This window comes from Pseudomonas sp. RG1, from assembly GCF_025910115.1.
GTDB classification, from domain to species: domain Bacteria; phylum Pseudomonadota; class Gammaproteobacteria; order Pseudomonadales; family Pseudomonadaceae; genus Aquipseudomonas; species Aquipseudomonas atacamensis.
Map to the genome: position 1 here is coordinate 56,477 of NZ_JAPCIK010000052.1, position 25,205 is coordinate 81,681.

The 25,205-nt window shown below is 60.6% G+C and carries 18 protein-coding genes and 1 tRNA gene; 13 read left to right on the forward strand and 6 right to left on the reverse strand.

Annotated features, from left to right (window positions below):
- Nucleotides 1-78: 78 nt before the first annotated feature.
- The 12 genes from OK411_RS25555 to OK411_RS25610 all read left to right on the forward strand — a co-directional run bounded on the left by OK411_RS25555 (nucleotide 79) and on the right by OK411_RS25610 (nucleotide 14,997).
- Nucleotides 79-3,825 (forward strand): bifunctional diguanylate cyclase/phosphodiesterase, encoded by a 3,747-nt coding sequence (locus OK411_RS25555; protein WP_264365852.1) that lies wholly within the window; start codon nucleotides 79-81, stop codon nucleotides 3,823-3,825.
- A gap of 15 nt (nucleotides 3,826-3,840) precedes the next feature.
- Nucleotides 3,841-3,917 (forward strand) — tRNA-Ile (locus OK411_RS25560).
- 179 nt (nucleotides 3,918-4,096) lie between these two features.
- Nucleotides 4,097-4,558 carry an Lrp/AsnC family transcriptional regulator gene (locus OK411_RS25565; protein WP_264365853.1) on the forward strand — a complete coding sequence of 154 codons (462 nt, stop codon included), beginning with the start codon at nucleotides 4,097-4,099 and terminating at the stop codon, nucleotides 4,556-4,558.
- Between the two features lie 214 nt (nucleotides 4,559-4,772).
- Complete coding sequence (locus OK411_RS25570) at nucleotides 4,773-6,455, forward strand: flavin monoamine oxidase family protein (protein WP_016772878.1); 1,683 nt, start codon at nucleotides 4,773-4,775, stop codon at nucleotides 6,453-6,455.
- A 12-nt stretch (nucleotides 6,456-6,467) separates the two neighbouring features.
- On the forward strand, nucleotides 6,468-7,262 hold the full coding sequence (locus OK411_RS25575; RefSeq protein ID WP_016772877.1) for a carbon-nitrogen hydrolase family protein: 795 nt from the start codon (nucleotides 6,468-6,470) through the stop codon (nucleotides 7,260-7,262).
- Nucleotides 7,263-7,300: 38 nt separating this feature from the next.
- Nucleotides 7,301-9,712: a pyrroloquinoline quinone biosynthesis protein PqqF gene (pqqF, locus tag OK411_RS25580; protein ID WP_264365854.1), complete on the forward strand. Its 2,412-nt coding sequence runs from the start codon at nucleotides 7,301-7,303 to the stop codon at nucleotides 9,710-9,712.
- A 156-nt stretch (nucleotides 9,713-9,868) separates the two neighbouring features.
- Nucleotides 9,869-9,943 carry a pyrroloquinoline quinone precursor peptide PqqA gene (gene pqqA / locus OK411_RS25585; protein WP_003444522.1) on the forward strand — a complete coding sequence of 25 codons (75 nt, stop codon included), beginning with the start codon at nucleotides 9,869-9,871 and terminating at the stop codon, nucleotides 9,941-9,943.
- A gap of 81 nt (nucleotides 9,944-10,024) precedes the next feature.
- A complete protein-coding gene (gene pqqB / locus OK411_RS25590; protein ID WP_264365855.1) occupies nucleotides 10,025-10,936 on the forward strand; it encodes a pyrroloquinoline quinone biosynthesis protein PqqB in 912 nt (303 codons plus the stop codon).
- A gap of 139 nt (nucleotides 10,937-11,075) precedes the next feature.
- On the forward strand, nucleotides 11,076-11,828 hold the full coding sequence (pqqC, locus tag OK411_RS25595) for a pyrroloquinoline-quinone synthase PqqC (protein ID WP_024014556.1): 753 nt from the start codon (nucleotides 11,076-11,078) through the stop codon (nucleotides 11,826-11,828).
- The gene (pqqD, locus tag OK411_RS25600; protein ID WP_016772874.1) at nucleotides 11,825-12,100 is read left to right on the forward strand and encodes a pyrroloquinoline quinone biosynthesis peptide chaperone PqqD; all 276 of its coding nucleotides are present in this window, start codon (nucleotides 11,825-11,827) and stop codon (nucleotides 12,098-12,100) included. The genes pqqC and pqqD overlap by 4 nt, the downstream gene beginning before the upstream one ends.
- Nucleotides 12,072-13,232, forward strand: a complete 1,161-nt coding sequence (gene pqqE, locus OK411_RS25605; protein ID WP_264365857.1) for a pyrroloquinoline quinone biosynthesis protein PqqE — start codon at nucleotides 12,072-12,074, stop codon at nucleotides 13,230-13,232. Before pqqD ends, pqqE begins: the two co-directional genes overlap by 29 nt.
- Nucleotides 13,198-14,997: an alpha/beta hydrolase family protein gene (locus OK411_RS25610; protein ID WP_264365858.1), complete on the forward strand. Its 1,800-nt coding sequence runs from the start codon at nucleotides 13,198-13,200 to the stop codon at nucleotides 14,995-14,997. The genes pqqE and OK411_RS25610 overlap by 35 nt, the downstream gene beginning before the upstream one ends.
- A 116-nt stretch (nucleotides 14,998-15,113) precedes the next feature.
- Here OK411_RS25610 and OK411_RS25615 read toward each other — a convergent pair whose 3' ends face one another.
- On the reverse strand, nucleotides 15,114-15,272 hold the full coding sequence (locus OK411_RS25615; protein WP_003228885.1) for a YqaE/Pmp3 family membrane protein: 159 nt from the start codon (nucleotides 15,270-15,272) through the stop codon (nucleotides 15,114-15,116).
- Between the two features lie 192 nt (nucleotides 15,273-15,464).
- Entirely contained in the window at nucleotides 15,465-16,691 is a 1,227-nt protein-coding gene (locus OK411_RS25620; protein ID WP_264365859.1) for an aspartate aminotransferase family protein, read from the reverse strand.
- 169 nt (nucleotides 16,692-16,860) lie between these two features.
- Here OK411_RS25620 and OK411_RS25625 point away from each other — a divergent pair, with 169 nt between their 5' ends.
- On the forward strand, nucleotides 16,861-17,775 hold the full coding sequence (locus OK411_RS25625; RefSeq protein ID WP_217878919.1) for a LysR family transcriptional regulator: 915 nt from the start codon (nucleotides 16,861-16,863) through the stop codon (nucleotides 17,773-17,775).
- A 228-nt stretch (nucleotides 17,776-18,003) separates the two neighbouring features.
- Here OK411_RS25625 and OK411_RS25630 read toward each other — a convergent pair whose 3' ends face one another.
- From OK411_RS25630 to OK411_RS25645, 4 genes are all read right to left on the reverse strand, one after another.
- On the reverse strand, nucleotides 18,004-19,782 hold the full coding sequence (locus OK411_RS25630) for an acyl-CoA dehydrogenase C-terminal domain-containing protein (RefSeq protein ID WP_264365860.1): 1,779 nt from the start codon (nucleotides 19,780-19,782) through the stop codon (nucleotides 18,004-18,006).
- A 156-nt stretch (nucleotides 19,783-19,938) separates the two neighbouring features.
- On the reverse strand, nucleotides 19,939-21,735 hold the full coding sequence (locus tag OK411_RS25635) for an acyl-CoA dehydrogenase C-terminal domain-containing protein (RefSeq protein ID WP_264365861.1): 1,797 nt from the start codon (nucleotides 21,733-21,735) through the stop codon (nucleotides 19,939-19,941).
- Between the two features lie 90 nt (nucleotides 21,736-21,825).
- Nucleotides 21,826-23,115, reverse strand: a complete 1,290-nt coding sequence (locus OK411_RS25640; protein ID WP_039757672.1) for a GGDEF domain-containing protein — start codon at nucleotides 23,113-23,115, stop codon at nucleotides 21,826-21,828.
- A gap of 191 nt (nucleotides 23,116-23,306) precedes the next feature.
- Nucleotides 23,307-25,112, reverse strand: coding sequence for a phenylacyl-CoA dehydrogenase (locus OK411_RS25645; RefSeq protein ID WP_024014564.1), 1,806 nt, complete (start codon nucleotides 25,110-25,112; stop codon nucleotides 23,307-23,309).
- Nucleotides 25,113-25,205: the final 93 nt, after the last annotated feature.

Sequence of the window (25,205 nt, forward strand, 5' to 3'; positions counted from 1 at the left end):
AATTCCCCGCTCCGCCCTCCCCGCCGCGTACCCCGTCTACACTCGAAACAATCATCCCCAAGCCGTGACGAGAGCGTTATGCCCAGACTGGCGCCCGTGCTTTTTCTGCTGTCATTGATGATCTGCACCGCCACGGCTGACGCGCTGACTCTCACCGATGAAGAACGCAGCTGGCTGGCGGCTCACCCTGACTTGCGCCTGGGTGTCGACGCGTCGTGGCCGCCTTTCGAATTTCGTGACGATCAGAACCGCTATCAGGGTCTGGCCGCTGACTATATCGACGTGATTCGCCAACGTCTGGCGATCAAGCTGACGCCGATCGAACCGGCAAGCTGGACGGTGGTGCTGGAGCAGGTGAAAAAAGGCAAGATCGATTTGCTGCCAGGGATCATGTCCACGCCGGAGCGCCAGAATTACCTGGCATTTACCCGGCCGTACCTCGACTTCCCGATCGTCATCCTTGCCCATGTCGGCGGCGCCCAGCCGCGCAAACTCGACGACCTGTACGGTCTGAAAATCGCCGTGGTGGAAAACTACGCCCCCCACGAACTGCTGCGTACTCACCACCCCGATCTGAATCTGGTCGCCATGCCCAATGTCAGCTCGGCGCTGCAAGCTTTGGCGACCGATGAAGTGGACGCGGTGGTCGGCGATCTCGCTTCCAGCGTGTGGAGCCTGCGCCAGCTCAAGCTCGACGGCCTCTACGTCAGCGGCGAAACCCCATATCGCTATCAATTGGCGATGGCCGTGCCCCGCGACAACAAGGTGCTGGTCGGGATACTTGATAAAGTCCTCGCCGACATGACCCCGGCGGAAATCAGTAGCATCCAGGAACATTGGGTCGGCAATGTGCTCGACCACCGCACGTTCTGGTCGGACCTGCTGATGTACGGTCTGCCCGGTCTGTTGCTGCTGATGACGATCCTCGCCGTGGTGATTCGCATCAACCGCCGCCTGAGTTCGGAAATCAGCCGGCGCATCGACCTCGAACAAGAGCTGCGCAGCAGCGAATATCACTACCGCGGCCTGGTGGAGAGCTTGTCAGCCATCGCCTGGGAAGCGCGGATGAGCGACTTCACCTACAGCTATGTTTCGCCCCATGCTGAAGACTTGCTCGGTTATCCACAATCTCACTGGCTGATTCCGGGTTTCTGGCACAACATCATTCACCCGGCCGACCTGACCCGCACGCAGAACTATTGCAGGGAAGCGTTGCGCCAGGGCCGCGATCACATCGTCGACTATCGCGTAATCACCGCCGACGGCCGCTGCCTGTGGGTGCGCGACATTGTCAGCCTGATCGAGCATGGCCACGAACCGGTGATGCGCGGGTTGATGATCGATATCAGCGAAATCAAACGCACCGAAGAAGCGCTGCGGCTGTCCGAGCAGAAGTTCGCGTCAGTGTTCGAGCAATGCCCGGACATTCTGGTGATTGCACGCCTGTCCGACGGCTGCCTGCTGGAGGTCAACGAGGCCTTCGAAGAGCAGATCGGCCTCAGGGCCGAGGACGTGATCGGGCAGACCGCCACCAACCTCAATATCTGGGGCATTCCCGGCGTCGGGCCGGGCCTTTTGCAGCGTTTGCAGGCCGGCAGTATCCGTAATCTGGAAATGCCCTTTCGCCGCAACAACGGCCAAGTCTTCACCGGGCTGATTTCCGCCGAACCCTTCGACCTCGATACCACGCCGGCGCTGGTAGTCGTGGTGCGCGACATCAGCCAGCTCAAGGAAACCCAACAGCAACTGCAAACCTCTGAAGAGAAGTTCGCCAAGGCTTTCCATGCGTCGCCGGATGGCCTGTTGCTGTCGCGCCAGAGCGACGGCCTGCTGCTGGAGGTCAACGAAGGTTTCAGCCGCATCACCGGTTTCAACAGCGCCATGTCAGTGGATCGTTCGACGCTGGATCTGGGTATATGGGTCAACCTCAACGAACGCAAACAGATGCTCGACCTGCTGCAACGCGACGGTTTCGTCCGCGACTTCACATGCCACATCCGTCGCAGCGACGGGCAGATTCGCCTGTGCGAAGTGTCCAGTCGACCGCTGCCGATTGGCGACGAGGATTGCATGCTGACCATCGCCCGCGACATCACCGAACGCCATCTCATGCAGGAAAAACTGCAGCAGGCCGCGACCGTTTTCGAGAGCACCGCCGAGGGCGTATTGATCACCGATACTCAACAACACATCAGCGCCGTCAATCGTGCTTTCACCGAAATCACCGGTTACAGCGAAAGTGAAGCGCTGGGCCACACGCCACGCTTGCTGGCGTCAGGGCTGCATGACAGCGCTTTCTACGCTGCGATGTGGCATCAATTGACCGACGAGGGACACTGGCAAGGCGAGATTTCCAACCGGCGCAAGAACGGCGAGCTGTACCCGAGCTGGCTGACGATCAGCGCGGTGCGCAATCGCGACAAGTTCATCACTCACTTCGTCGCGGTGTTCGCCGATATTTCCAGCCTCAAGCATGCCCAGGCCAAACTCGATTATCAGGCCCACCACGACCCGCTCACCGGTTTGCCCAACCGCACCTTGTTCGAGAGTCGCCTGCAAATGGCCCTGACCAGCCAGCAGGAAAATGGCGGCCAGGGCGCGGTGCTGTTTCTCGATCTCGACCGCTTCAAACACATCAACGACAGCCTCGGTCACCCGGTCGGCGACCTGTTGCTCAAGGGCATCGCCGTGCGCTTGAAAGAACAACTGCGCGATATCGACACGGTCGCGCGATTGGGCGGTGACGAATTCATCATCCTGTTGCCAGGCTTGCAGCAAGCCAGCGACGCCGACAACATCGCGACGAAACTGCTCAACTGCTTCGGTGCGCCGTTCCAGGCCGGCGAACACGAGTTCTTTATCAGCGCCAGCATCGGCACCAGCCTCTATCCCCGCGACGGTTGCGATGTGGCCACGCTGGTGAAAAACGCCGACGCGGCGATGTACCGCTCCAAAGCCAAAGGACGCAACCGCGTCGAAAGCTACACCCGCGACCTCACTGCCCAAGCCAGCGAGCGCATAGCGCTGGAACACGAACTGCGCCGCGCCATCGAGCGCGATGAGCTGTTTCTCTATTACCAACCGAAAATCAGCCTGGTCGATCACAGTCTGGTCGGTGCAGAGGCGTTGATTCGCTGGCGTCACCCGACCTTCGGCGACGTGCCGCCCGAGCATTTCATTCCGTTAGCGGAAGAAAACGGCATGATCCTGCAGATCGGTGACTGGGTGTTGGAGACCGCTTGCCGGCAGATGTTCGAGTGGAACGAGATCTACCAACCGCTCGGTCCGCTTTCGGTCAACCTCGCCGGTGCGCAATTGCGTCAGCCCAACCTGTTGGTGCGCATCGAACAACTGCTCAAGGACAACCACCTCAGGCCGGATTTACTGCAACTGGAAATTACCGAGAACTTCATCATGAGTCAGGCCGAAGAGGCGCTGGCAGTGCTACACCAACTCAAACACCTCGGCGTGCAGCTGGCGATCGATGACTTCGGCACCGGCTACTCCTCGCTCAGCTACCTCAAACGCCTGCCGCTGGACATCCTCAAGATTGATCAATCCTTCGTCCGCGGACTGCCTGACGACCCCCACGACGCAGCGATCGTACGCGCCATCATCGCGCTCGGTCGCAGCATGCAATTCACCGTGATTGCCGAAGGCGTGGAAACCCAGGCGCAACAACAATTCCTCGCTGCTGAAGGGTGCGAACAGATACAGGGCTACATCGTCAGCCTGCCGCTGCCACCGGAGGAATTCGCCGCGACGTTTCTGCATATAACCGTATCGGATTTTTCGGATAGCACAGCCGCGAAACCGTCGCTATAATCCGCGGCCTACTGAGGGCCTATAGCTCAGTTGGTTAGAGCAGAGGACTCATAATCCTTTGGTCCACGGTTCGAGTCCGTGTGGGCCCACCAAATTGAAAAGCCGCGCTTGATGCGCGGCTTTTTTGTGGGCGAGTGGTTGGGTTTCGTCTCGGCGGGCGCAACGTTCTGGAACTGCGCAGGAAAATCCGTTTGAGAGAACGCAGAAAGCCCCAACGCGATTGTCCCTGTACCATCCTTAACCTGATTGTCCCATGCCACCGGAGTCCCCCTTGCCAGACACCCGCCAACCCATCCTCGACGAAATCGACCGCCAGCTAATCGCCGCGCTGCAAATCAACGCCCGCGAAAGCGTGGCCATGCTCGCCCGTCAGCTAGGCATTGCTCGCACGACGGTGACGTCGCGTCTGGCCCGGCTGGAAAAGGCCAAGGTAATCACCGGTTATGGCGTGCGCTTGGGTCAGCGTGTGGTCGATGGTGGCTTGCAAGCCTACGTCGGGATCAAGGTGCAGCCGCGTTCCGGCAAGGACGTGCTGCGGCGCTTGAGTGCGATGGCGCAGGTGCAGCTGCTGTGTGCGGTGAGTGGCGAGTTTGATTATGTGGCGTGGTTGCGCACCGATTCGCCGGAGCAGTTGGATCAATTGCTGGATCAGATTGGCAGCGTCGATGGGGTGGAGAAAACTACGACTTCGATCATTCTGAGCAGCAAGATTGATCGCGGGCAGCCGGTCTGAGCATTGGCCGGGCATTCTGGCTGAGCCGCTTCACGAGCGGGCTCGCTCCCACTTTTTTGGTCGGTATGCAGCCCGCAATCGTCAGTCTGCACAACAATCAGGCAAAACGACGACACATTGCGTCTTATTAACGCGCTCCACGCTCCCTAGAATGGCTGGCATCTTTTCCTATACTCAGACGCGAACCTGCGTCGGGTCGCCAATAAGGTCAGCCATGAACAAGAACAATCGCCATCCTGCAGACGGAAAAAAACCAGTCACCATTTTCGGTCCGGACTTTCCGTTCGCGTTTGACGACTGGATCGAGCATCCCGCCGGCCTGGGCAGCATTCCCGAGCAGCACCATGGCGCTGAGGTGGCGATTGTCGGCGCGGGTATTGCCGGTCTGGTGGCTGCGTATGAACTGATGAAACTCGGTTTGAAGCCGGTGGTGTACGAGGCGTCGAAACTCGGCGGTCGTCTGCGCTCGCAAGCCTTCAACGGCACCGACGCCATCGTCGCCGAGCTTGGCGGCATGCGCTTTCCAGTGTCCTCCACCGCGTTCTATCACTACGTCGACAAGCTCGGCCTCGAAACCAAGCCTTTTCCCAACCCGTTGACCGGCGCTTCTGGTAGCACCGTGATCGATCTGGAAGGCGAAACCTATTACGCCGAAAGCCTCAAGGATCTTCCTGCATTGTTTCAGGAAGTGGCTGACGCCTGGGCAGATGCGCTGGAAGCCGGTTCGCAGTTCTCCGACATCCAGCAAGCCATCCGTGATCGCGATGTGCCGCGCCTGAAAGAGCTGTGGAACAAGCTGGTGCCGCTGTGGGACGACCGGACCTTTTACGACTTCGTCGCCACCTCGAAAGCCTTCGCCAAATTGTCGTTCCAGCACCGCGAAGTGTTCGGTCAGGTCGGTTTCGGCACCGGCGGCTGGGATTCAGACTTTCCCAATTCGATGCTGGAAATCTTCCGCGTGGTAATGACCAATTGCGACGATCACCAGCACCTGGTGGTCGGTGGCGTCGAGCAGGTGCCGCAGGGCATCTGGCGCCATGTGCCGGAGCGCTGCGTGCACTGGCCGGCGGGCACCAGCCTGAAATCACTGCACCGTGGCGCACCGCGTTCCGGTGTGAAGAAAATCGCTCACGCACCGCAAGGCCGTTTCGCCGTAACCGACAACAACGGTGACACCCGCGAATACGCCGCCGTCCTGACAACCTGCCAGAGCTGGCTGCTGACCACTCAGATCGAATGCGACGAAACCCTGTTCTCGCAGAAGATGTGGATGGCCCTCGACCGCACACGCTACATGCAGTCGTCGAAAACCTTCGTGATGGTCGACCGGCCATTCTGGAAGGACAAAGATCCAGAAACCGGCCGCGATGTGATGAGCATGACCCTCACCGATCGCCTGACCCGCGGCACCTATCTGTTCGACAACGGTGACGACAAGCCGGGGGTGATCTGCCTGTCGTACTCGTGGATGAGCGACGCGCTGAAAATGCTCCCGCATCCGGTAGAAAAACGCGTTGAGCTGGCATTGAACGCGCTGAAAAAGATCTACCCGAAAGTCGACATCGCCGCGCGGATCATCGGCGATCCGATCACCGTGTCGTGGGAAGCCGATCCGTACTTCCTCGGCGCCTTCAAGGGCGCCCTGCCCGGCCATTACCGCTACAACCAGCGCATGTACGCGCACTTCATGCAGGACGACATGCCGGCCGAGCAGCGCGGGATCTTCATCGCTGGCGACGATGTGTCATGGACGCCCGCGTGGGTTGAAGGCGCGGTGCAGACCTCGCTCAACGCGGTGTGGGGCATCATGAAACATTTCGGCGGTTCGACACATAAAGAGAACCCGGGCCCGGGTGATGTGTTCAAAGACATCGGCCCTATCGCCCTGCCCGAGTAAGAGGATTCCCCGATGCGCGTAGCCGTTTACCAATGTCCACCGCTGCCACTGGACCCCGCCGCCAACCTGCAGCGCCTGCATCAGGTAGCGATGGAGGCCAAGGGAGCCGACCTGCTGGTGCTGCCGGAGATGTTCATGACCGGCTACAACATCGGCGCCGAAGCGGTGAGCACGCTGGCCGAGGTCTACAACGGTGAATGGGCGCAGCAGATCGGCCGGATTGCCAAGGCTGCGGGTCTGGCGATCGTTTACGGTTATCCGGAGCGCACCGCCGACGGGCAGATCTACAACGCCGTGCAGCTGATCGACGCCCACGGCGAGCGCCTGTGCAACTATCGAAAGTCGCATCTGTTTGGCGATCTCGACCGGTCAATGTTCAGCCCCGGTGACTCCGACTTGCCGGTGGTTGAATTGAACGGCTGGAAGCTCGGCTTCCTGATCTGCTACGACCTGGAGTTTCCGGAAAACGCCCGGCGCCTAGCCTTGGCCGGCGCCGAGCTGATCGTGGTGCCGACGGCGAACATGATTCCGTTCGACTTCGTCGCCGATGTCACCGTGCGTGCCCGCGCCTTCGAAAACCAGTGCTACGTGGCTTATGCCAATTACTGCGGACATGAAGGCGATATCCAGTATTGCGGGCAAAGCAGCATTGCCGCACCGGACGGCAGCCGTATCGCTCTGGCAGGCCTGGACGAGGCGTTGATCGTCGGTGAACTGGACCGCCAATTGATGAACGACTCACGTCAGGCCAATCGCTATCTCAGCGATCGCCGCCCGGAGCTTTACGGCGCGCTCAACCGCCGCTAATCCGCTAGCATGGGCACTTCACTGTTCTGGAAGTGCCCATGCCCGCGCCGACTCATCCCCGCCCCCACTCTGAAACCCTGGCCAACGGCCTGCACGTGACCCTGCGCCACGTGCCCGGTCTCAAGCGCAGCGCTGCCGCGTTGCGCGTGGCGGCCGGCAGTCATGACGTGCCGCTGGCATGGCCGGGGCTGGCGCATTTTCTCGAGCACTTGCTGTTTCTCGGCACCGAGCGTTTTCCCACAGACGAAGGGCTGATGGCCTACGTGCAACGTCACGGCGGGCAGGTGAATGCCAGCACCCGCGAGCGCACCACGGACTTTTTCTTCGAGTTGCCTGTGTCGTCCTTCAGCGCGGGGCTCGAGCGTCTGTCAGACATGCTCGCCCGGCCACGGATGAATCTGGACGATCAACTGCGTGAACGGGAAGTGCTGCAGGCGGAGTTTGTCGCCTGGTCGCAGGATCCGACAGCGCAACAGCAGTTTGCCTTGTATGAAGGTTTACCAGCGGAGCATCCGTTGCGCGGTTTTCATGCGGGCAATCGGGACAGCTTGCAGGTCGAATCGCCTGGGTTTCAGTCGGCGCTGCAAGACTTCCATCAGCGCTTTTATCGAACCGGGCAAATGACCCTCAGTCTAGTCGGGCCGCAAAGTATCGATGAGCTTCGGGAGCTGGCGCAGCAATTCGCAGCGGTGTTGCCGGTTGGGGATAAAGTTGCCCAGGCCGCACCGCCACCGTTGGCAGTGAAAAGTTATCAACAGGTCGGCGCTCACACGAACCTGTTATTTGCTTTCGACGCGTTGCCCGAGTCATCCGCCGAGGCGATGGCTTTTCTCTGTCATTGGTTGAATAGCGCAAAACCTGGTGGATTGCTCGCATACCTGCATCAACAGAATCTGGCTGACGGCCTGAAAGCCACGCCGCTCTACCAGTTCGCCGGCCAAGCGCTGCTGCATCTTCAATTCCATGCCGACGGCGACCGCCTGGATACCATTCGCGAACGCCTGCTGGATTGGCTGAGCTTCTTCGCCCGTCAGGACTGGAAGCCGTTGCGCGAGGAATACGCCGCCCTGCTTCAGCGCCAGCAGCAAGTCAGCGGCGCTTTGCAACTGGCACGGCTCGATCTCGAGCAGCAAGCATTCGGCCTGTCCGAATCCGGCGCTACCGCACTTGAGCACATCCTTCGCGAGATCGGCGTTGTGGATAACTTCAGCGATCATTGGCATCTGCCCGCCGCCAATCCTTTCTTGCGCGCCAGTGAACCGCTGGCCAACGCCGGACTGATTCGCGGCCAGACCAGCGCCCACCGTGGCCTGCGCACCTTCGCCCAGGATCGCTCGCGCAGTCGTCGCGAGCGATCGCCGATGCAGTTCAGCCTGGCCCTGCCGGACAACAGCGATGAGGGCGCGATTTACCTGCGCTGGCAGGTCGAGACGGCGGCCAGCGCCGATCTGCGCGCAAGATTGCAGCGCAGTCTGCGCCAGACCCGACAGGATGCGTCCGAAGCCGGAGTGGACTTGTCTTTCAGCGCCGCAGGTAACCAATGCCTGCTGAAAATGACTGGATTACAGGAACCGATGCCCAGTGTCCTCAAGCATGCGCTGAAATGTCTGACGATGATCGACGCCGATTCGCCGCGCGACGCGGTGCAGATACCGTCGATGCCGATCCGCCAACTACTCGAAGCGTTGCCAGAGAAATCCCTGCCCACAATTGGAACCAGCGAGGACGCCAATCAGCTGTGGACAACTTCGCGCTGGGACGGCCTCGCTCTAGGCCTCAACCAACAAACCCAATCAGCCTTGGGCCTGGCGCTGAGCCGCATTCCCGGCACACCGGACAATCAGCTAGCGGTGACACCGATCGCCCAAGCCCAGTACCACTGGAGCCAGATCAACACGGCCTCCAGCGAACACGCCTTGCTGCTGATCTGCCCGACTGCCAGCCGCGACATCGCTGATGAAGCTGCATGGCGCCTTCTGGCTCAGGTGTGCCAGACGCCTTTTTACCAGCGCCTGCGTGTCGAATTGCAATTGGGGTACGCCGTGTTCAGCGCGCTGCGTCAATTGCACGGCAGGACCGCGATTGTCTTTGGCGTGCAATCGCCGACGACTTCGGCCGCCGAGTTGCTCGAATACATTCAAGAGTTCCTCAAAAACATCCCCGCGTTGATCGAAACGCTCGATGACGCAAGCCTCAAGCAACAGCGCCAAGTTCTTGCAGATCAGTTCGACGACGCCACGCTGTCCACCAAGGATGCCGCCGAGCTGCTGTGGCAGGGCAAACTCGCTGGCCATTCGTCGGATTACCGTGAGCAGTTGGTCGCGGCGATCCAGCAGCTGAATCGTCAGGCTTTGCTCGATGCTGCGCAGCGTCTGATCCATGCCGAGGGCGGCTGGCATTGCCTGGCCAATGAATCGATGCCGGACGCGCGGTGGCAAGCGACAAACTGATCATTACCGAGGCTGCAAGGAGCTTTCTCAAAGATTCACGGGTCACGGCGTTGAAATTTTGAGTAACATAGCCGCCTAACTAATTGGAACATCACCGCGCTGCCGTGGACTATAACTATGGATAGCGCTATCCCAACCCTCAGAAGGAGACATCTCATGGCCTGGACCAAACCTGCTTACACCGACCTGCGTATCGGCTTCGAAGTCACCATGTACTTCGCCAGCCGCTGAGTTCTGCTTACGCAGAATCGCAGTGCAACGCCTCGGCTCGCCGAGGCGTTTTATTTTCCGCGTTGAAATGATGGAGCGTTCATGTTCGTCCAGATTCTGGGTTCGGCCGCCGGTGGCGGTTTTCCGCAGTGGAACTGCAACTGCGTCAACTGCGCAGGTTTTCGCGACGGCAGCCTGAACGCCAAGGCCCGTACCCAATCGTCCATCGCCATTTCCGATGACGGCGTGAACTGGGTGTTGTGCAATGCCTCGCCGGACATCCGCGCGCAACTGCAAAGCTTCGCCCCGATGCAACCAGGCCGCGCCCTGCGCGACACCGGCATCAGCGCGATCATCCTGATGGACAGCCAGATCGACCACACCACCGGCCTGCTCAGCCTGCGCGAAGGCTGCCCGCATCAGGTCTGGTGCACGGACATGGTTCACGAAGACCTGAGCACCGGTTTTCCCCTGTTCAAGATGCTCACCCACTGGAACGGCGGGCTGGACTGGAACCGTATCGAGCTCGACCAGAGCTTCACCGTAGCCGCCTGCCCGAATCTGCGTTTCACCCCGTTGCCGTTGCGCAGCGCCGCGCCGCCGTATTCGCCGCACCGTTTCGATCCGCATCCGGGCGACAACATCGGTTTGATCGTTGAAGACCTCAACACTGGCGGCAAGCTGTTCTACGCGCCGGGGCTGGGCAAGGTCGATGCGCCGCTGCTGGAAATCATGGCGGGCAGCGATTGCCTGCTGGTCGACGGCACGCTGTGGGATGACGATGAAATGCAGCGCCGTGGCGTCGGCACCCGCACCGGTAGCGAGATGGGCCACCTGGCGCAGAACGGCCCCGGCGGTATGCTCGAAGTGCTGGAGCAGTTGCCCGAGCAGCGCAAGGTACTTATCCACATCAACAACACCAACCCGATCCTCGACGAGGATTCGCCGGAGCGTGCAGAGCTGGTGCGGCGTAATGTTGAAGTGGCGTTTGATGGCATGAGTATCGTGCTTTAAGCAATCGAGACCGCTGCGCGGTCTATCGCGAGCAGGCTCGCTCCCACATTGGAATGCGATCAACTGTGGGAGCGAGCCTGCTCGCGAAGAGGCCAGCACAGACACCAGAGATTTCCAGGGTTGTTCCCGGAGAAAAGACATGACCGACACCCCGCTGTCCCCCACCGAATTCGAAGCGGCCCTGCGCGCCAAAGGCGCCTATTACCACATCTACCACCCCTACCACGTGGCGATGTACGAAGGCCGCGCGACCCGCGAGCAGATTCAGGGCTGGGTCGCCAACCGCTTCTACTATCAGGTGAACATTCCCCTGAAAGACGCGGCGATCCTTGCCAATTGCCCGGATCGGGAAATCCGCCGCGAGTGGATTCAGCGCTTGCTCGACCACGACGGCGCACCCGGTGAAGATGGCGGCATCGAAGCCTGGCTGCGTCTGGGCCAGGCTGTTGGCCTCGATCCGGACCAATTGCGCTCCCAGGAACTGGTGCTGCCCGGCGTGCGTTTCGCCGTCGATGCCTACGTCAACTTCGCCCGTCGCGCCAGTTGGCAGGAGGCCGCCAGCAGCTCTCTGACCGAACTGTTCGCGCCGCAGATCCACCAGTCGCGTCTGGACAGCTGGCCGCAGCATTACCCATGGATCGACCCGGCCGGTTACGAATACTTCCGCACCCGTCTCGGTCAGGCGCGGCGTGACGTCGAACATGGGCTGGCGATCACCCTTGAGCATTACAAGACCCGCGAAGGCCAGGAGCGCATGCTGGAAATTCTCCAGTTCAAACTGGACATTCTTTGGAGCATGCTCGATGCCATGAGCATGGCCTATGAACTGAACCGTCCGCCGTATCACAGCGTGACCGAACAACGGGTCTGGCATAAAGGAATCATCTTATGAGTTTCGACCGCAGCAAAGTGCCGAGCTGGCGCCCGGGCTATCGCTTCCAATACGAGCCGGCGCAAAAGGGCCATGTCTTGCTGTATCCGGAAGGCATGATCAAGCTCAACGAAACGGCCGCGCTGATTGGCGGCCTGATTGACGGTGAGCGTGATGTCGCGGCGATCATTGCCGAACTGGACAAGCAGTTCCCCGGCGTGCCCGAGCTCGGTGACGACGTCGAGCAATTCATGGAGGTTGCCCGTGAGCAACACTGGCTCACCCTTGGCTGATCTGCCGGCCAAACCGCAAGTCGGCCTGCCGCTGTGGTTGCTCGCCGAGCTGACTTACCGCTGCCCGCTGCAATGCCCGTACTGCTCCAATCCACTGGATTTTGCCGAGCAGGGCAAAGAGTTGACCACTGAACAATGGATCAAGGTGTTCCGTGAAGCGCGGGAGATGGGCGCGGCGCAATTGGGCTTTTCCGGCGGCGAACCGCTGGTGCGTCAGGACTTGGCCGAACTTATCCGTGAAGCGCGGCAGTTGGGTTTCTACACCAACCTGATCACCTCCGGCATTGGCCTGACCGAGCAGAAAATCAGCGACTTCAAAAAGGCCGGGCTCGATCACATCCAGATCAGTTTTCAGGCCAGCGACGAGCAAGTGAACAACCTGCTCGCGGGCTCGAAAAAGGCCTTTGCGCAAAAGCTGGAAATGGCTCGCGCAGTGAAGGCCCACGGCTATCCGATGGTGCTGAACTTCGTCACCCATCGGCACAACATCGACAAGATCGACCGCATCATCGAGCTGTGCATTGCGCTGGAGGCTGACTTCGTCGAACTCGCCACTTGCCAGTTCTACGGCTGGGCGCAGCTCAACCGTGTCGGTCTGCTGCCGACCAAGGAGCAACTGGTGCGCGCCGAACGCATCACCAACGAATACCGGGCCAAGCTGGAAGCCGAAGGGCATCCGTGCAAGCTGATTTTCGTCACTCCGGACTATTACGAAGAACGCCCGAAAGCCTGCATGAACGGCTGGGGCAGCATCTTCCTGACCGTCACCCCGGACGGCACCGCCCTGCCCTGCCATGGTGCCCGCCAGATGCCTGTGCAGTTTCCCAACGTGCGCGATCACAGCATGCAGCACATCTGGTACGACTCGTTCGGCTTCAACCGTTTTCGCGGTTACGACTGGATGCCCGAGCCGTGCCGCTCTTGCGACGAGAAAGAACAAGACTTCGGCGGCTGCCGCTGCCAGGCTTTCATGCTCACCGGCGACGCCAGTAACGCCGACCCGGTGTGCAGCAAATCCGAACATCACGGCGTGATCCTCAAGGCCCGCGAAGAAGCCGAGAGCGCCACTCAAACCATCGAACAATTGGCCTTTCGCAATGAACGAAACTCACGCCTCATCGCCAAGGGCTGAGCCTTTCAGCGCCGCCCAGGCCGTCGCCGCCGGAACCGACTTCGCCGAACTGCAGCTCGGCGCCCATGGTGTGTTCTGGAATGAATATCGCCCCGAGGACGCCGCGTGCCGAATCTGGCATTGGCGCGATGGCATGGCGAAACGTCTGACGCCGGACGGTTTCAGCGTGCGTAGCCGCGTGTACGAATATGGCGGTGGTGCGTTTTGTCTGACGCCTGACGGGGTGGTTTTCGTCAATGAAGCGGATCAGCAGATGTATCAGCAGGCGCTGGATGGCGAGCCGGTCGCGCTGACGTCGACTGACTGCCGCTACGGCGATCTGCAATTCGCCGCTGGCCGGGTGTTGGCGGTCGAAGAGCAGCAGGATCGACATCGCCTGGTGGCGATTGATCTGGCGACCGGCACGCGCAAGGTGCTGGCCGAAGGTGCTGATTTCTACGCGTCGCCAACGCTGAGCCCCGACGGCCAGCGGTTGGCATGGATCGAGTGGAGCCGACCGCATCAGCCGTGGACCTCGACGCGGTTGATGATTGCGGAAGGTGATTTTTCTGCGCCTCGTTGTATTGCCGGCGAGCAGATCGAGGAGTCGATCCAGCAGCCGCGTTTCGACGCCGACGGCCGGCTCTACTGCCTGACAGATCGTGGCGGCTACTGGCAGCCATGGGTCGAAACGTCCGATGGCTTGCACGCGCTACCGAGTGCCGAGGCCGATCACGCGCCTGCGCCCTGGCAACTGGGCGGCTGCACGTGGCTGCCTGTCGGTGATCAATTCTTAGCCAGCTGGAACGAGGATGGTTTCGGTCGCCTGGCCCTTGGCGATGAAGATTTCAGCGGCGACTACAGCCGCTTCCGCCACCTGGCGATGGATCAACAGTTCATCTATTGCATTGCCGCAACGCCGGTGAGCCCGTCAGCAGTGATTGCCATTGATCGTGTCTCGCATGCCGTGAAAATCCTCGCTGGCGGCGTGGCTCCATTGCCCGCCGAACGCATCAGCCGTCCGCAGACCTTGCGTTATCCGAGCGGCTCCGGCGAGGCGCACGGTTTCTTTTACCCGGCCATGAGCGGTGAAGCGAAACCGCCGCTGGTGGTGTTCATCCACGGCGGCCCGACGTCGGCGTGCTATCCGATCCTCGATCCGCGCATCCAGTACTGGACGCAGCGCGGCTTTGCCGTCGCCGACCTCAACTATCGCGGCAGCAGTGGCTATGGTCGCGAATATCGGCAAGCGCTGCATCTGCGCTGGGGCGAGGTGGATGTCGAGGATGCCTGCGCGGTGGTGAGTTATCTCGCTGACCAAGGTCTGATCGATGGTGACCGCGCGTTCATTCGCGGTGGCAGTGCAGGTGGTTACACCACATTGTGCGCACTGGCGTTCAGGCAGGTTTTCCGCGCAGGCGCCAGCCTCTATGGCGTCAGCGATCCGGTGGCTTTGGCACGGGCCACGCACAAGTTCGAGGGCGATTATCTGGACTGGCTGATCGGCGATCCCGAGGGAGATGCCGAACGCTATGCCGCCCGCACGCCATTGCTGCACGCAGACAATATTCGCGTGCCGGTGATTTTCTTCCAGGGTGAACTGGACGCGGTGGTCGTGCCGCAACAGACCCGCGACATGGTCGCGGCGCTGGAGCACAACGGCATCCCGGTCGAAGCGCATTACTACCCTGACGAACGTCACGGCTTTCGTCGCGCGGCCAACCAGGCGCATGCACTGGAGCAGGAGTGGACGTTTTATCGGCGGGTGATGGGACTGGTTGACTGAAAACCGTGTCGTCCCGTTCGCGAGCAGGCTCGCTCCCACAGAGGAACTGTGTACAACACAGATCCAGTGTAGGAGCGAGCCTGCTCGCGAAAGCTATCTAAGTTGCGCCGCCGGACTCAACGCTTGGCGATGATATACACCGCATGCACGATCCCCGGAATGTAGCCGCACAACGTCAGCAGAATGTTCAGCCAGAACGCCCCGCCAAACCCGACCTGCAGAAACACGCCCAGTGGCGGCAACAGAATAGCGATGATGATACGAATGAAATCCATGGGGCAGCTCCTGAATGGGGGTTGGCTCACTTGAGCCATACAAGCTAATCGACCTGCGCCGTTCGTCAGGGTTCATTACGCTTGCTATTTGATCGCCAGCATCACAAAAAAATGCCCCACGCCAAAAGAATCAGGCGTGGGGCGTGCGTTATACCGCGAGACGGTTCGGGTAATTGGTTGGAGTAACTCAGCTCAAACGGCAATGCCCTTGCGGCATAGCAACTGGGCGGTGCGCACTCGCGAGAAGGCGCGGCCCAGGCGCAGGAGCATTTCGTCGATGTTGGCTTTGCTGACAGTGAGGGCGGGGGTGAAGCGCAGGCAGTCAGGCTGCGCGGCGTTCAATATCAGGCCTTCGTGCAGTGCGGCATGGACGACGGCGTCGGCGCATTCGTTGGACAGCGTCAGCCCATGGAACAGGCCTTGGCCGCGCAACTCGCCGTGGCCGTAGCGGTGGGCCAGTCGCGCCAGGCCTTCGCGCAGGTGCTGGCCGTTGTCGTTGACCTGCTGAAAGAAGCTGCGGTCATGGATGCTGTCGAGCACTAACAGACCGGCCGCCGTGATCAAGGCGTTGCCGTGATGGGTGCCGCTCAGCTCGCCAGTGGCGAAGCAGCAGGCCTTGCCTCGCGCCAGCAAGGCCGCCAGCGGCAAGCCGCCGCCGAGGCCTTTGCCGAGCACAACGATATCGGCGCGAATCCCGTAGGACTGTTCGGCAAGCAAGCTGCCGCAGCGGCCCATACCGGTCTGCACTTCGTCGAGAATCAGCAGAATGCCAAGGTCACGACACAGTCGCTCGACCCCTTTGAGGTAATGCTCGGTCGCGGGAATAACCCCGGCATCGCTCTGGATCGGCTCCAGCATGATTGCCACGGTCTGCGCATCAACCGCCGCATGCAGCGCCGGCAGGTCGTTGAATGGCACTCGATCAATCGTCGCCAGACTGCGGCCATGACAACCCTGCTCAGCCATGATGATCCGCGAGGCGCCGCTGCGATGCAGTTGCCCCCATTTGCCCGCCAGTTTGATCGCCGCCTCACAAGCCTCGCTGCCACTGTTGAGCAGGTATGCCTGATCGCTGGACGTGCTGGCGCACAGACGCTCGGCGAGGCTGAGCATGCCGCGATTTTTCAGATTGCAGCCGGGATTGATCAGCGCCTGGGCCTGATTGGCGATGGCTTTGACCAGCGCCGTGGGGCTGTGGCCAAGGCTGTTGGCGCCGCCGGCCTGGGAAAAGTCGAGGTAGGCGCGATCGTTGCTGTCCCACAGCCATGAACCCTGGCCGCGAACGAGCACTTGATGCGGCCGCTCGACACCGGGCATCAGGCGTTGGGCATTGAGATGGTCGGTCATAGCGGATGGCCCCGCCTCGAAGCAGAGGTCATCCAGACTCGGCGTCTGGCGCCGCAAACTGAACAGATTCATGCGGAAAAACCTCGCTTGAGGTTTTTTGAACTGCCTATGTAAGCACTAACGTAGCAAATGGAATTCATCACGCTTTCTGGCCCTGTAAGCCTTGTGAATGCGGTTAGACTAGGCCGGCCAATGGCTTCCGGCCATTTCGATTTCTCAGCCATTTCGATAAGCATTACTTATGGATTTCAAACAACTGCGTTATTTCGTCGCGGTCTACGAAGAAGGCCATGTCGGCCGTGCGGCTGAGCGCTTGTCGATCTCGCAACCGGCGCTGTCGCAACAGATCCGTCAGCTGGAGCAGAATCTCGACGTCACCCTGTTCGAACGCAGCAGTAAACGCCTGCTGCCGACCCTCGCTGCGCACACGCTGTACAACCACGCGTTGCCGCTGCTCGATGGCTTGCAGCGGGCGCGCGAGGCGTTGGGTAATTTCAAGGGGCAGGCGTTGCGCACGCTGGCCATTGGTGTGCTGCAAACGGTGCACACCAGCCTTGTGCCGCAAATGCTCGAGCGTGTGCGCAAGGCGCAGCCGCATCTGGTGGTGCAGATCTATGAACTTACGGGGCTGGAAATCGAACGGCGTCTGCTCAATGGTTCGCTGGACATCGGCATCAGCTATCTGCCGCCGCGCCAACCCGGTCTGCACGGGGTGTTGCTGTATGAAGACGAACTGACGCTGGTGATCCCGGCAGACCATCCATTGCGCGAGTTCAAGAAAGTCTCGATGCGCCAGGCTGCTGAGCTGCCAATGCTGCTGCTCGGTGAGGAGTTTCAGATTCGGCAGATCTGGCAGGCACAACTGACCAGCCTCGGACGACGCCCGCAGGTGCAGGCCGAGCTGAACACTATGCTGGGGATTCTCGACAGCCTGCCGCACACCCGGCTGGCGACGGTGCTGCCGGGACGTTCGCAAAAGGAATACGACGATGAAGATCTGCTGTGGAAACCGCTGAGCGAGCCACGGGTGCCGTTGCAAGTTGGCCTGGTGTGCCGTGATGTGCAACGCCAGCAGGCCTCGTTGGTATTGCTGCGGACATTGCTTGAAGAGGTGATCGATCGCGAAATGAAGCCGGCTCTCGATCCGCTTGCCTGAAACTTTTCTTCAGGCAAAAGAAAACCCCGCCGAAGCGGGGCTTTGCAGACTGTTTCCCTGACATCCATTTCACTCCGCCACCCTGGCAGAATCCTACGTGTCCGTGTTGTTTACTTTGCGCTTCCTGCGCGACGTCCATGAAATGTAGAGTAGCCGTGGATCCAATATACGGATATGGGAGAACAGCAGCACGTCACGTAAGCAAATGCTTACATGACGTCTACAGGATCAGAACTGCGCCGCATCCAGCAGGAACAGCGACTCGCTACCGGCTTTGACCGACGCGCTCAACGAGTGGATACGCGGCAGCAAACGGGCGAAATAGAAGCGTGCGGTGCCCAGCTTGCTCGCATAGAAATCATCTTGCGCTTCCTTGCCCAGCGCGGCTTTGGCCATCAACGCCCACATGTAGGCGTAAGCGGTGTATCCGAACGCTTGCAAATATTCGACCGAGGCCGCGCCGATTTCGTTCGGATTGTTTTTCGCCCGGTCCAGCAGCCACGCGGTCAGCTCGTCGAGGGTGTCGACGGCATCGTTCAGCGGTTTGGTGAACTCGCCCAGATCGGCACTGGCGGTTGCGGTGAAATGGCGGATCTCGTCAGCGAACAGCTGGTAGAACGCGCCGCCACTGCCAACGATCTTGCGCCCGACCAGGTCCAGCGCCTGAATACCGTTGGTGCCTTCGTAGATCTGGGTGATGCGCACGTCACGCACCAGTTGCTCCTGGCCCCACTCGCGGATGTAGCCGTGGCCGCCGAAAATCTGCTGGCCGTGGACGGTGGTTTCCAGACCCAGGTCGGTCAGGAAGGCTTTCGCTACCGGCGTCAGCAGCGCCACCAGATCTTCCGCGCGCTTGCATGTGGTCGCGTCTTCACTGAACTTGGCGGTGTCCAGTTGCATCGCCACGTACGTGGAGAACGCACGGCCGCCTTCGTTCGAGGCTTTCATGGTCAGCAGCATGCGCCGCACGTCCGGGTGGACGATGATCGGGTCAGCGACTTTGTCCTTGTTCTGCGCACCGGTCGGCGAACGACTCTGCAGACGATCGCGCGCATATTCAACAGCGTTCTGATAAGAGCGCTCGCCTGTAGCCAGGCCTTGAATACCAACGCCCAGGCGCTCGTAGTTCATCATGGTGAACATCGCGGCCAGGCCTTTGTTCGGCTCGCCGACCAGATAGCCGACGGCTTCGTCGAAGTTCATCACGCAGGTCGCCGAGGCCTGGATGCCCATCTTGTGCTCGATGGACCCGCAGTTGGCCGGGTTACGCGCACCTAGGCTGCCGTCGGCATTGACCATGAACTTCGGCACCAGGAACAGCGAAATGCCTTTCGGACCGGCCGGGGCATCAGGCAGCTTGGCCAGTACCAGATGAATGATGTTCTCGGTGAGGTCGTGTTCACCGCCGGTGATGAAGATCTTGGTGCCGCTGATCTTGTAGGAACCGTCGGCCTGAGGCTCGGCCTTGGTGCGGATGATGCCCAGGTCGGTGCCGGCATGCGGCTCGGTCAGGCACATGGAGCCGGCCCAGATGCCAGCGTACATGTTCGGCAGGTACGCAGCTTTCAGTTCTTCGCTGGCGTGGGCATTGATCGACAGGCAGGCGCCGGCGGTCAGCATCGGATACAGACCGAACGCCAGGCTGGCGGAGTTGACCATTTCTTCGACCTGCGCCGACACGGCTTTGGGCATGCCCATGCCGCCGTAGGCCGGATCACCGCCGACGCCGACCCAGCCGCCTTCGGCATAAGTCTGATAGGCCTGTGGGAAACCGGCCGGGGTGGTGACGGCACCGTCCGCCCAATGGCAACCTTCCTCGTCAGCGGCACGGCTCAGCGGCGCGATGCTTTTGCTGGTGACCTTGCCGGCCTCTTCGAGAATCGCTTCAACGGTTTCGGCGTCGACGGTCTCGGCCAGCGCCGGCAGCTCGGCCCAGAGTTTGGCGACTTCGAACACTTCATTGAGGACGAAGCGCATATCGCGCAGCGGCGCTTTGTAGTCAGCCATGGCAAACCTCGCAAGATCTAAACAGGTGGTTCGTGGAATGATGTTTTCTGAGCCTGAGTGTACCTCAACAACTTTTGCGACACATAGGGTCAGCCGGTGACTGATTTGTTATTTTTGGTCACCAGAAAAAGATCGTAGCGATTTTTCGTTCTGCCCCTACAAAGCAAAGGCCTGCGCCGGCATATTCATCAAACAATCACTGCCTGCCTCGATCGCTGCCTGATGCGCAGCCGTACGCGGCAACAAGCGCTTGAAGTAGAACTCGCACGTCGCCAGTTTGCCCTTGAGGAAGTCAGCCTCACCCTCGCCCGCCTCCAGCTGCGTCTGGGCAACCAACGCCATGCGCAGCCACAGGTAGCCGAGGATGATGTAGCCGCTGTACATCAGGTAATCCACCGATGCGGCGCCGACTTCGTCCGGGTTCTTCATGGCGGCCATGCCGACCTTCATGGTCAGGTCGCCCCACTGCTGATTGAGCCCGTTGAGTTGCCCGACGAAGCTGCCCAGCTGGGGATGGTCGGCGTTCGCTGCGCAGAATTTGTGGACGATTTTGGTGAAGCCGCGGAGCAATTTGCCTTGGCTGCCCAGCACTTTGCGCCCGAGCAAATCCAGCGCTTGAATGCCGTTGGTGCCCTCATAGATCGGCGCAATCCGGCAATCGCGCACCAGTTGCTCCATGCCCCACTCACGAATGAAACCGTGGCCGCCGAACACTTGCATGCCGTGGTTGGTCACTTCCAGCCCGGTGTCGGTCATGAAGGCCTTGCAGATCGGCGTGAGGAACGCCAACAGGTCTTCGGCTTCCTGACGCGCCTCGGCGTCGCTGCTCAGGTGCGCGACATCGAGCATCTGCGCGGTGAAATAGGTCAGCGCGCGGTTGCCTTCGTTGAAAGCTTTCATGGTCAGCAACATGCGCCGCACATCCGGGTGGACGATGATCGGATCGGCAGGTTTTTCCGGGGCCTTGGCGCCGGTCAGCGCGCGCATCTGCAGGCGGTCGTTGGCGTACTTGATCGCACCCTGAAAACTCGCCTCGCCCAGACAAAGCCCTTGCATGCCGGTGCCGAGCCGCGCGTGGTTCATCATGGTGAACATGCAGTTGAGGCCTTTGTTCGGCTCGCCGATCAGGTAACCGGTGGCGGCATCGAAGTTCAGCACACAGGTGGCTGAAGCCTTGATGCCCATCTTGTGCTCGATCGAGCCGCAGGAAACGCCATTGCGCTCACCCGCTTCGCCTGCTGCATCGGGCAGAAACTTGGGCACGATAAACAGGGAAATGCCCTTGGTTCCGGCTGGTGCGTCCGGCAGCTTGGCCAGGACCAGATGGATGATGTTGTCGCTCAGGTCATGCTCGCCGGCGGAAATGAAAATCTTGCTGCCGGTGATCGCGTAGCTGCCGTCGGCCCGTGGCACCGCGCGGGTCTTGATGATGCCCAGATCGGTGCCGCAGTGGGCTTCGGTCAGGCACATGGTGCCGGTCCACTGGCCAGCGGTGAGTTTGCTCAGGTAGGTGTCTTTCTGCTCGGCGGTACCGTGGGCGTGGATCGCCGACATCGCGCCGTGGGTCAGGCCGGGGTACATGCCCCAGGACGTGTTGCTGGAGCCGACCATCTCGCTGATCACCAGCCCCAGCGAGCTCGGCAACCCTTGGCCACCGTAAGCCGGATCGGCCGCCAATCCATGCCAGCCGCCCTCGACATATTGTGTGAAGGCTTGCTTGAAGCCTGTAGGCGTTGTCACCACGCCGTTGTCGAAATGGCAGCCCTCTTCGTCGCCGCTGCGATTGAGCGGGGCCAGCACGTTCTCGCAGAACTTCGCGCCTTCTTCGAGGATCGCGCTGATCATGTCCGGGCTGGCGTCATGCGCGCCGAGATTGGCGTAGCTGGAGTGGAAGTCGAAGACGTGATCGATCAGAAAGCGCATGTCGCGCAGGGGAGCTTTGTACTCGGGCATGGTGGCTTCTCCGTCAGCAGATTCCTCCAACCTACTGCTGGCCACCACGCGCGGCAATCATCGTGCAGGCGCTGAATGCGCCGTCATCACTCAACCCGCAGCAGCGTCCATGCGCACCGCGCCACGGCGGTTCTGCCCGAACGCCATGACGCAGTTACGCCCGGCGCCCTTGGCGCTGTACAACGCCTGGTCGGCGGACTTGAGCACTTCTTCAGGGGTGCGCTGCTCGACACGTTCGGCGACGCCGATACTTACCGTCACCGACACCGCCGAAGCCCCGGAACCGCTGCGGCGCTGGCGACCTTGCTGATCATCCTGCGGGCGGTTTTCCTGGTTGCGTAACTGAATGCTGTAAGACGCAATCGATTCACGGATCACTTCCAGGTGCGGCATGCACTCCTCAAGAGTCTTGCCTGCGAACACCAAGGCAAATTCCTCACCGCCGTAGCGATACGCCCTACCGCCACCGCTGATTTTCGACAGTTTGCTGGCGACCAGCCGCAGCACCTGATCACCGACATCGTGGCCGTGGGTGTCGTTGAATTTCTTGAAGTGATCGACGTCGCTCATCGCCAGGACATAGTTGCGCCCCAGTCGCTGCATGCGTTCGTTGAGCGCACGTCGTCCCGGCAGGCCGGTGAGCTCGTCGCGGAAGGCCATTTGATAGGCCTCATGCGCAACGGCGGCGGCGATCATCAGCATCACCTGGCTGCACATGATGTTCAGGGTGAACGGCAGAATGAAGGTCTTCGGCAGCATCCAGAACACACCGAGCAAGCCAACCAGTTGCGCCGCGTGCAACGGGCGCGGGTTGCGCCAGTATTGCCAGGCCAGAAGCAGGAAGGCCGAGATGAACACCGGATAGGACAACTGGATGAGACTCATCCATGCCCCGTGCAGCGCCGGCCAGCGGATCTCCGACAACCACAGCAGTAGCGCCTGTGGGTAACTTTGCTCCAAGCCCAGCGCCACGCTGCCAAATGCCAGCAGCACGGCAAAACGCGCGACCATGTCCTGAAACAGATGGGTACGCTCCTGCCACGCCGCGAACAGCCCGAACAACAGAGGCAACAACAGGCAGACCAGATGAAACACCACCGCAGCGTCCTCGCGAACCTTGCCGTTGTCGCGGTAGAAATCGGTCTGGGTGTCCAGCAGAAAGTAGGCGATGTACACCGTGAGCATCAGAAACAGTTCGCGCTGACGTCGATACACCGCGCAATACGCGCCACCGAGGAGCAGAACCAATGTCGGCAGAACGTTGAACAGCGATGTGAAAAACACGCTGAGGTCTTTGACGTACGCAGCCGCCAGCCCCGCAAGCAATAACAGCAGTGATGGCAGGAAATGGCTGAAACGTACAGCGGAAGAACGCGGCAAGGGTAAGCTCCGACCCGTCATAGCAAAGAGATGGCATTGTGCCTGCAAAGTGCGGCCAAGCCCATACAATGTGATCCAGATCACACACGCTCTCTGTAACGGCCGGAAGCTCGACTATCTGAGCGATCCGCCAATAAAAAAACCGCTGCCCCCTAACGGGAGCAGCGGTTTTCGTCAGACTGCGTTAAGGCTTAGTAGCCCAGCGCGAAGTCTTCTTCCTTCATGTCCATCAGGTTGCCAGCACCCGACAGCATAGTGGCCACGTGCGTACGGGTACGCGGCAGGATGCGCTGGAAGTAGAAGCGCGCGGTTTGCAGCTTGGCGGTGTAGAACGCCTCGTCGCTGGTGCCGGCAGCCAGTTTTTCCGCAGCCAGACGCGCCATGTCCGCCCAGAAGTAGGCCAGGCAGGCATAACCGGAGTACATCAGGTAGTCCACGGAGGCCGCGCCGACTTCTTCGCGGTCTTTCATGGCGGCCATACCGACCTTCATGGTCAGCTCGCCCCATTCCTTGTTCAGTGCAGCCAGCGGCGCGACGAATTCCTGAACGGCTTCGTTGCCTTCGTTGGTCTGGCAGAACTTGTGGACGATCTTGGTGAAGCCTTTCAGAGCTTCGCCTTGAGTCATCAGCACTTTACGGCCGAGCAGGTCCAGAGCCTGAATGCCGGTGGTGCCTTCGTACAGCATCGAGATGCGGCTGTCGCGAACGTTCTGCTCCATGCCCCACTCGGCGATGAAGCCGTGGCCGCCGTAGATCTGCACGCCGTGGTTGGCGGCTTCGAAACCGACTTCGGTCATGAACGCTTTGGCGATCGGGGTCATGAATGCCAGCAGTGCGTCGGCCTTCTTCTTTTCTTCTTCATCGACGCCGTATTTGACGATGTCGACTTGCTTGGCGGTGAAGTAGACCATCGCGCGGTTGCCTTCGGCGAACGCCTTCATGGTCAACAGCATGCGGCGCACGTCCGGGTGGACGATGATCGGGTCAGCGGCTTTGTCCGGCGCTTTCGGGCCAGTCAGCGAGCGCATTTGCAGGCGATCACGAGCGTATTTCAGACCGCCCTGGAAGCCGATTTCGGCGTGAGCCAGTCCTTGCAGTGCGGTACCGAGGCGAGCGGTGTTCATAAAGGTGAACATGCAGTTCAGACCCTTGTTCGCCGGGCCGATCAGGTAACCAGTGGCGCCGTCGAAGTTCATCACGCAGGTAGCGTTGCCGTGGATGCCCATCTTGTGTTCCAACGAACCGCAGCTCACTGCGTTGCGCGCGCCAATGGTGCCATCGGCGTTTGGCAGGAACTTTGGAACGATGAACAGCGAGATGCCTTTGGTGCCAGCCGGAGCATCCGGCAGACGCGCCAGTACGATGTGGACGATGTTATCGGCCATGTCGTGTTCGCCGGCCGAGATGAAGATCTTGGTGCCGGAGACTTTGTAGGAACCGTCGGCCTGAGGCTCGGCCTTGGTGCGCAGCATGCCCAGGTCGGTGCCGCAGTGCGGTTCGGTCAGGCACATGGTGCCGGTCCATTCGCCGGAGACCAGTTTGGTCAGATAGGCTTCCTGCTGCTCAGGGGTGCCGTGCTCGGAGATGGTGTTCATCGCACCGTGCGACAGGCCTGGGTACATGCCCCACGACCAGTTGGCTTCGCCGACCATTTCGCTTACCGCCAGGCCAAGCGACTCAGGCAGACCCTGACCGCCGTGCTCGACGTCGTGGGCCAGGCTTGGCCAGCCGCCTTCGACGAATTGCTTGTACGCCTCTTTGAAGCCAGTCGGGGTTTTCACGCCGGACTCGCTCCAGGTGCAGCCTTCGATGTCGCCCACGCGGTTCAGCGGCGCCAGTACCTGCTCACAAAACTTGGCGCCTTCCTCGAGGATGGCGTCAACCATGTCCGGCGTGGCGTCTGCGCACGCTGGCAGGCTCTGATAGTGCGCTTCGTAGCCGAGCAGCTCGTCACGAACGAAGCGAATATCACGCAAGGGGGCCTTGTAGTCAGGCATAGCGATAAACCTCTGCTGATGTAACCGGGAATGAACGACCGTGTCGATTTGTTGTGACGGTCAAACAGTTGTTTGAAACATACGTTTACGCCG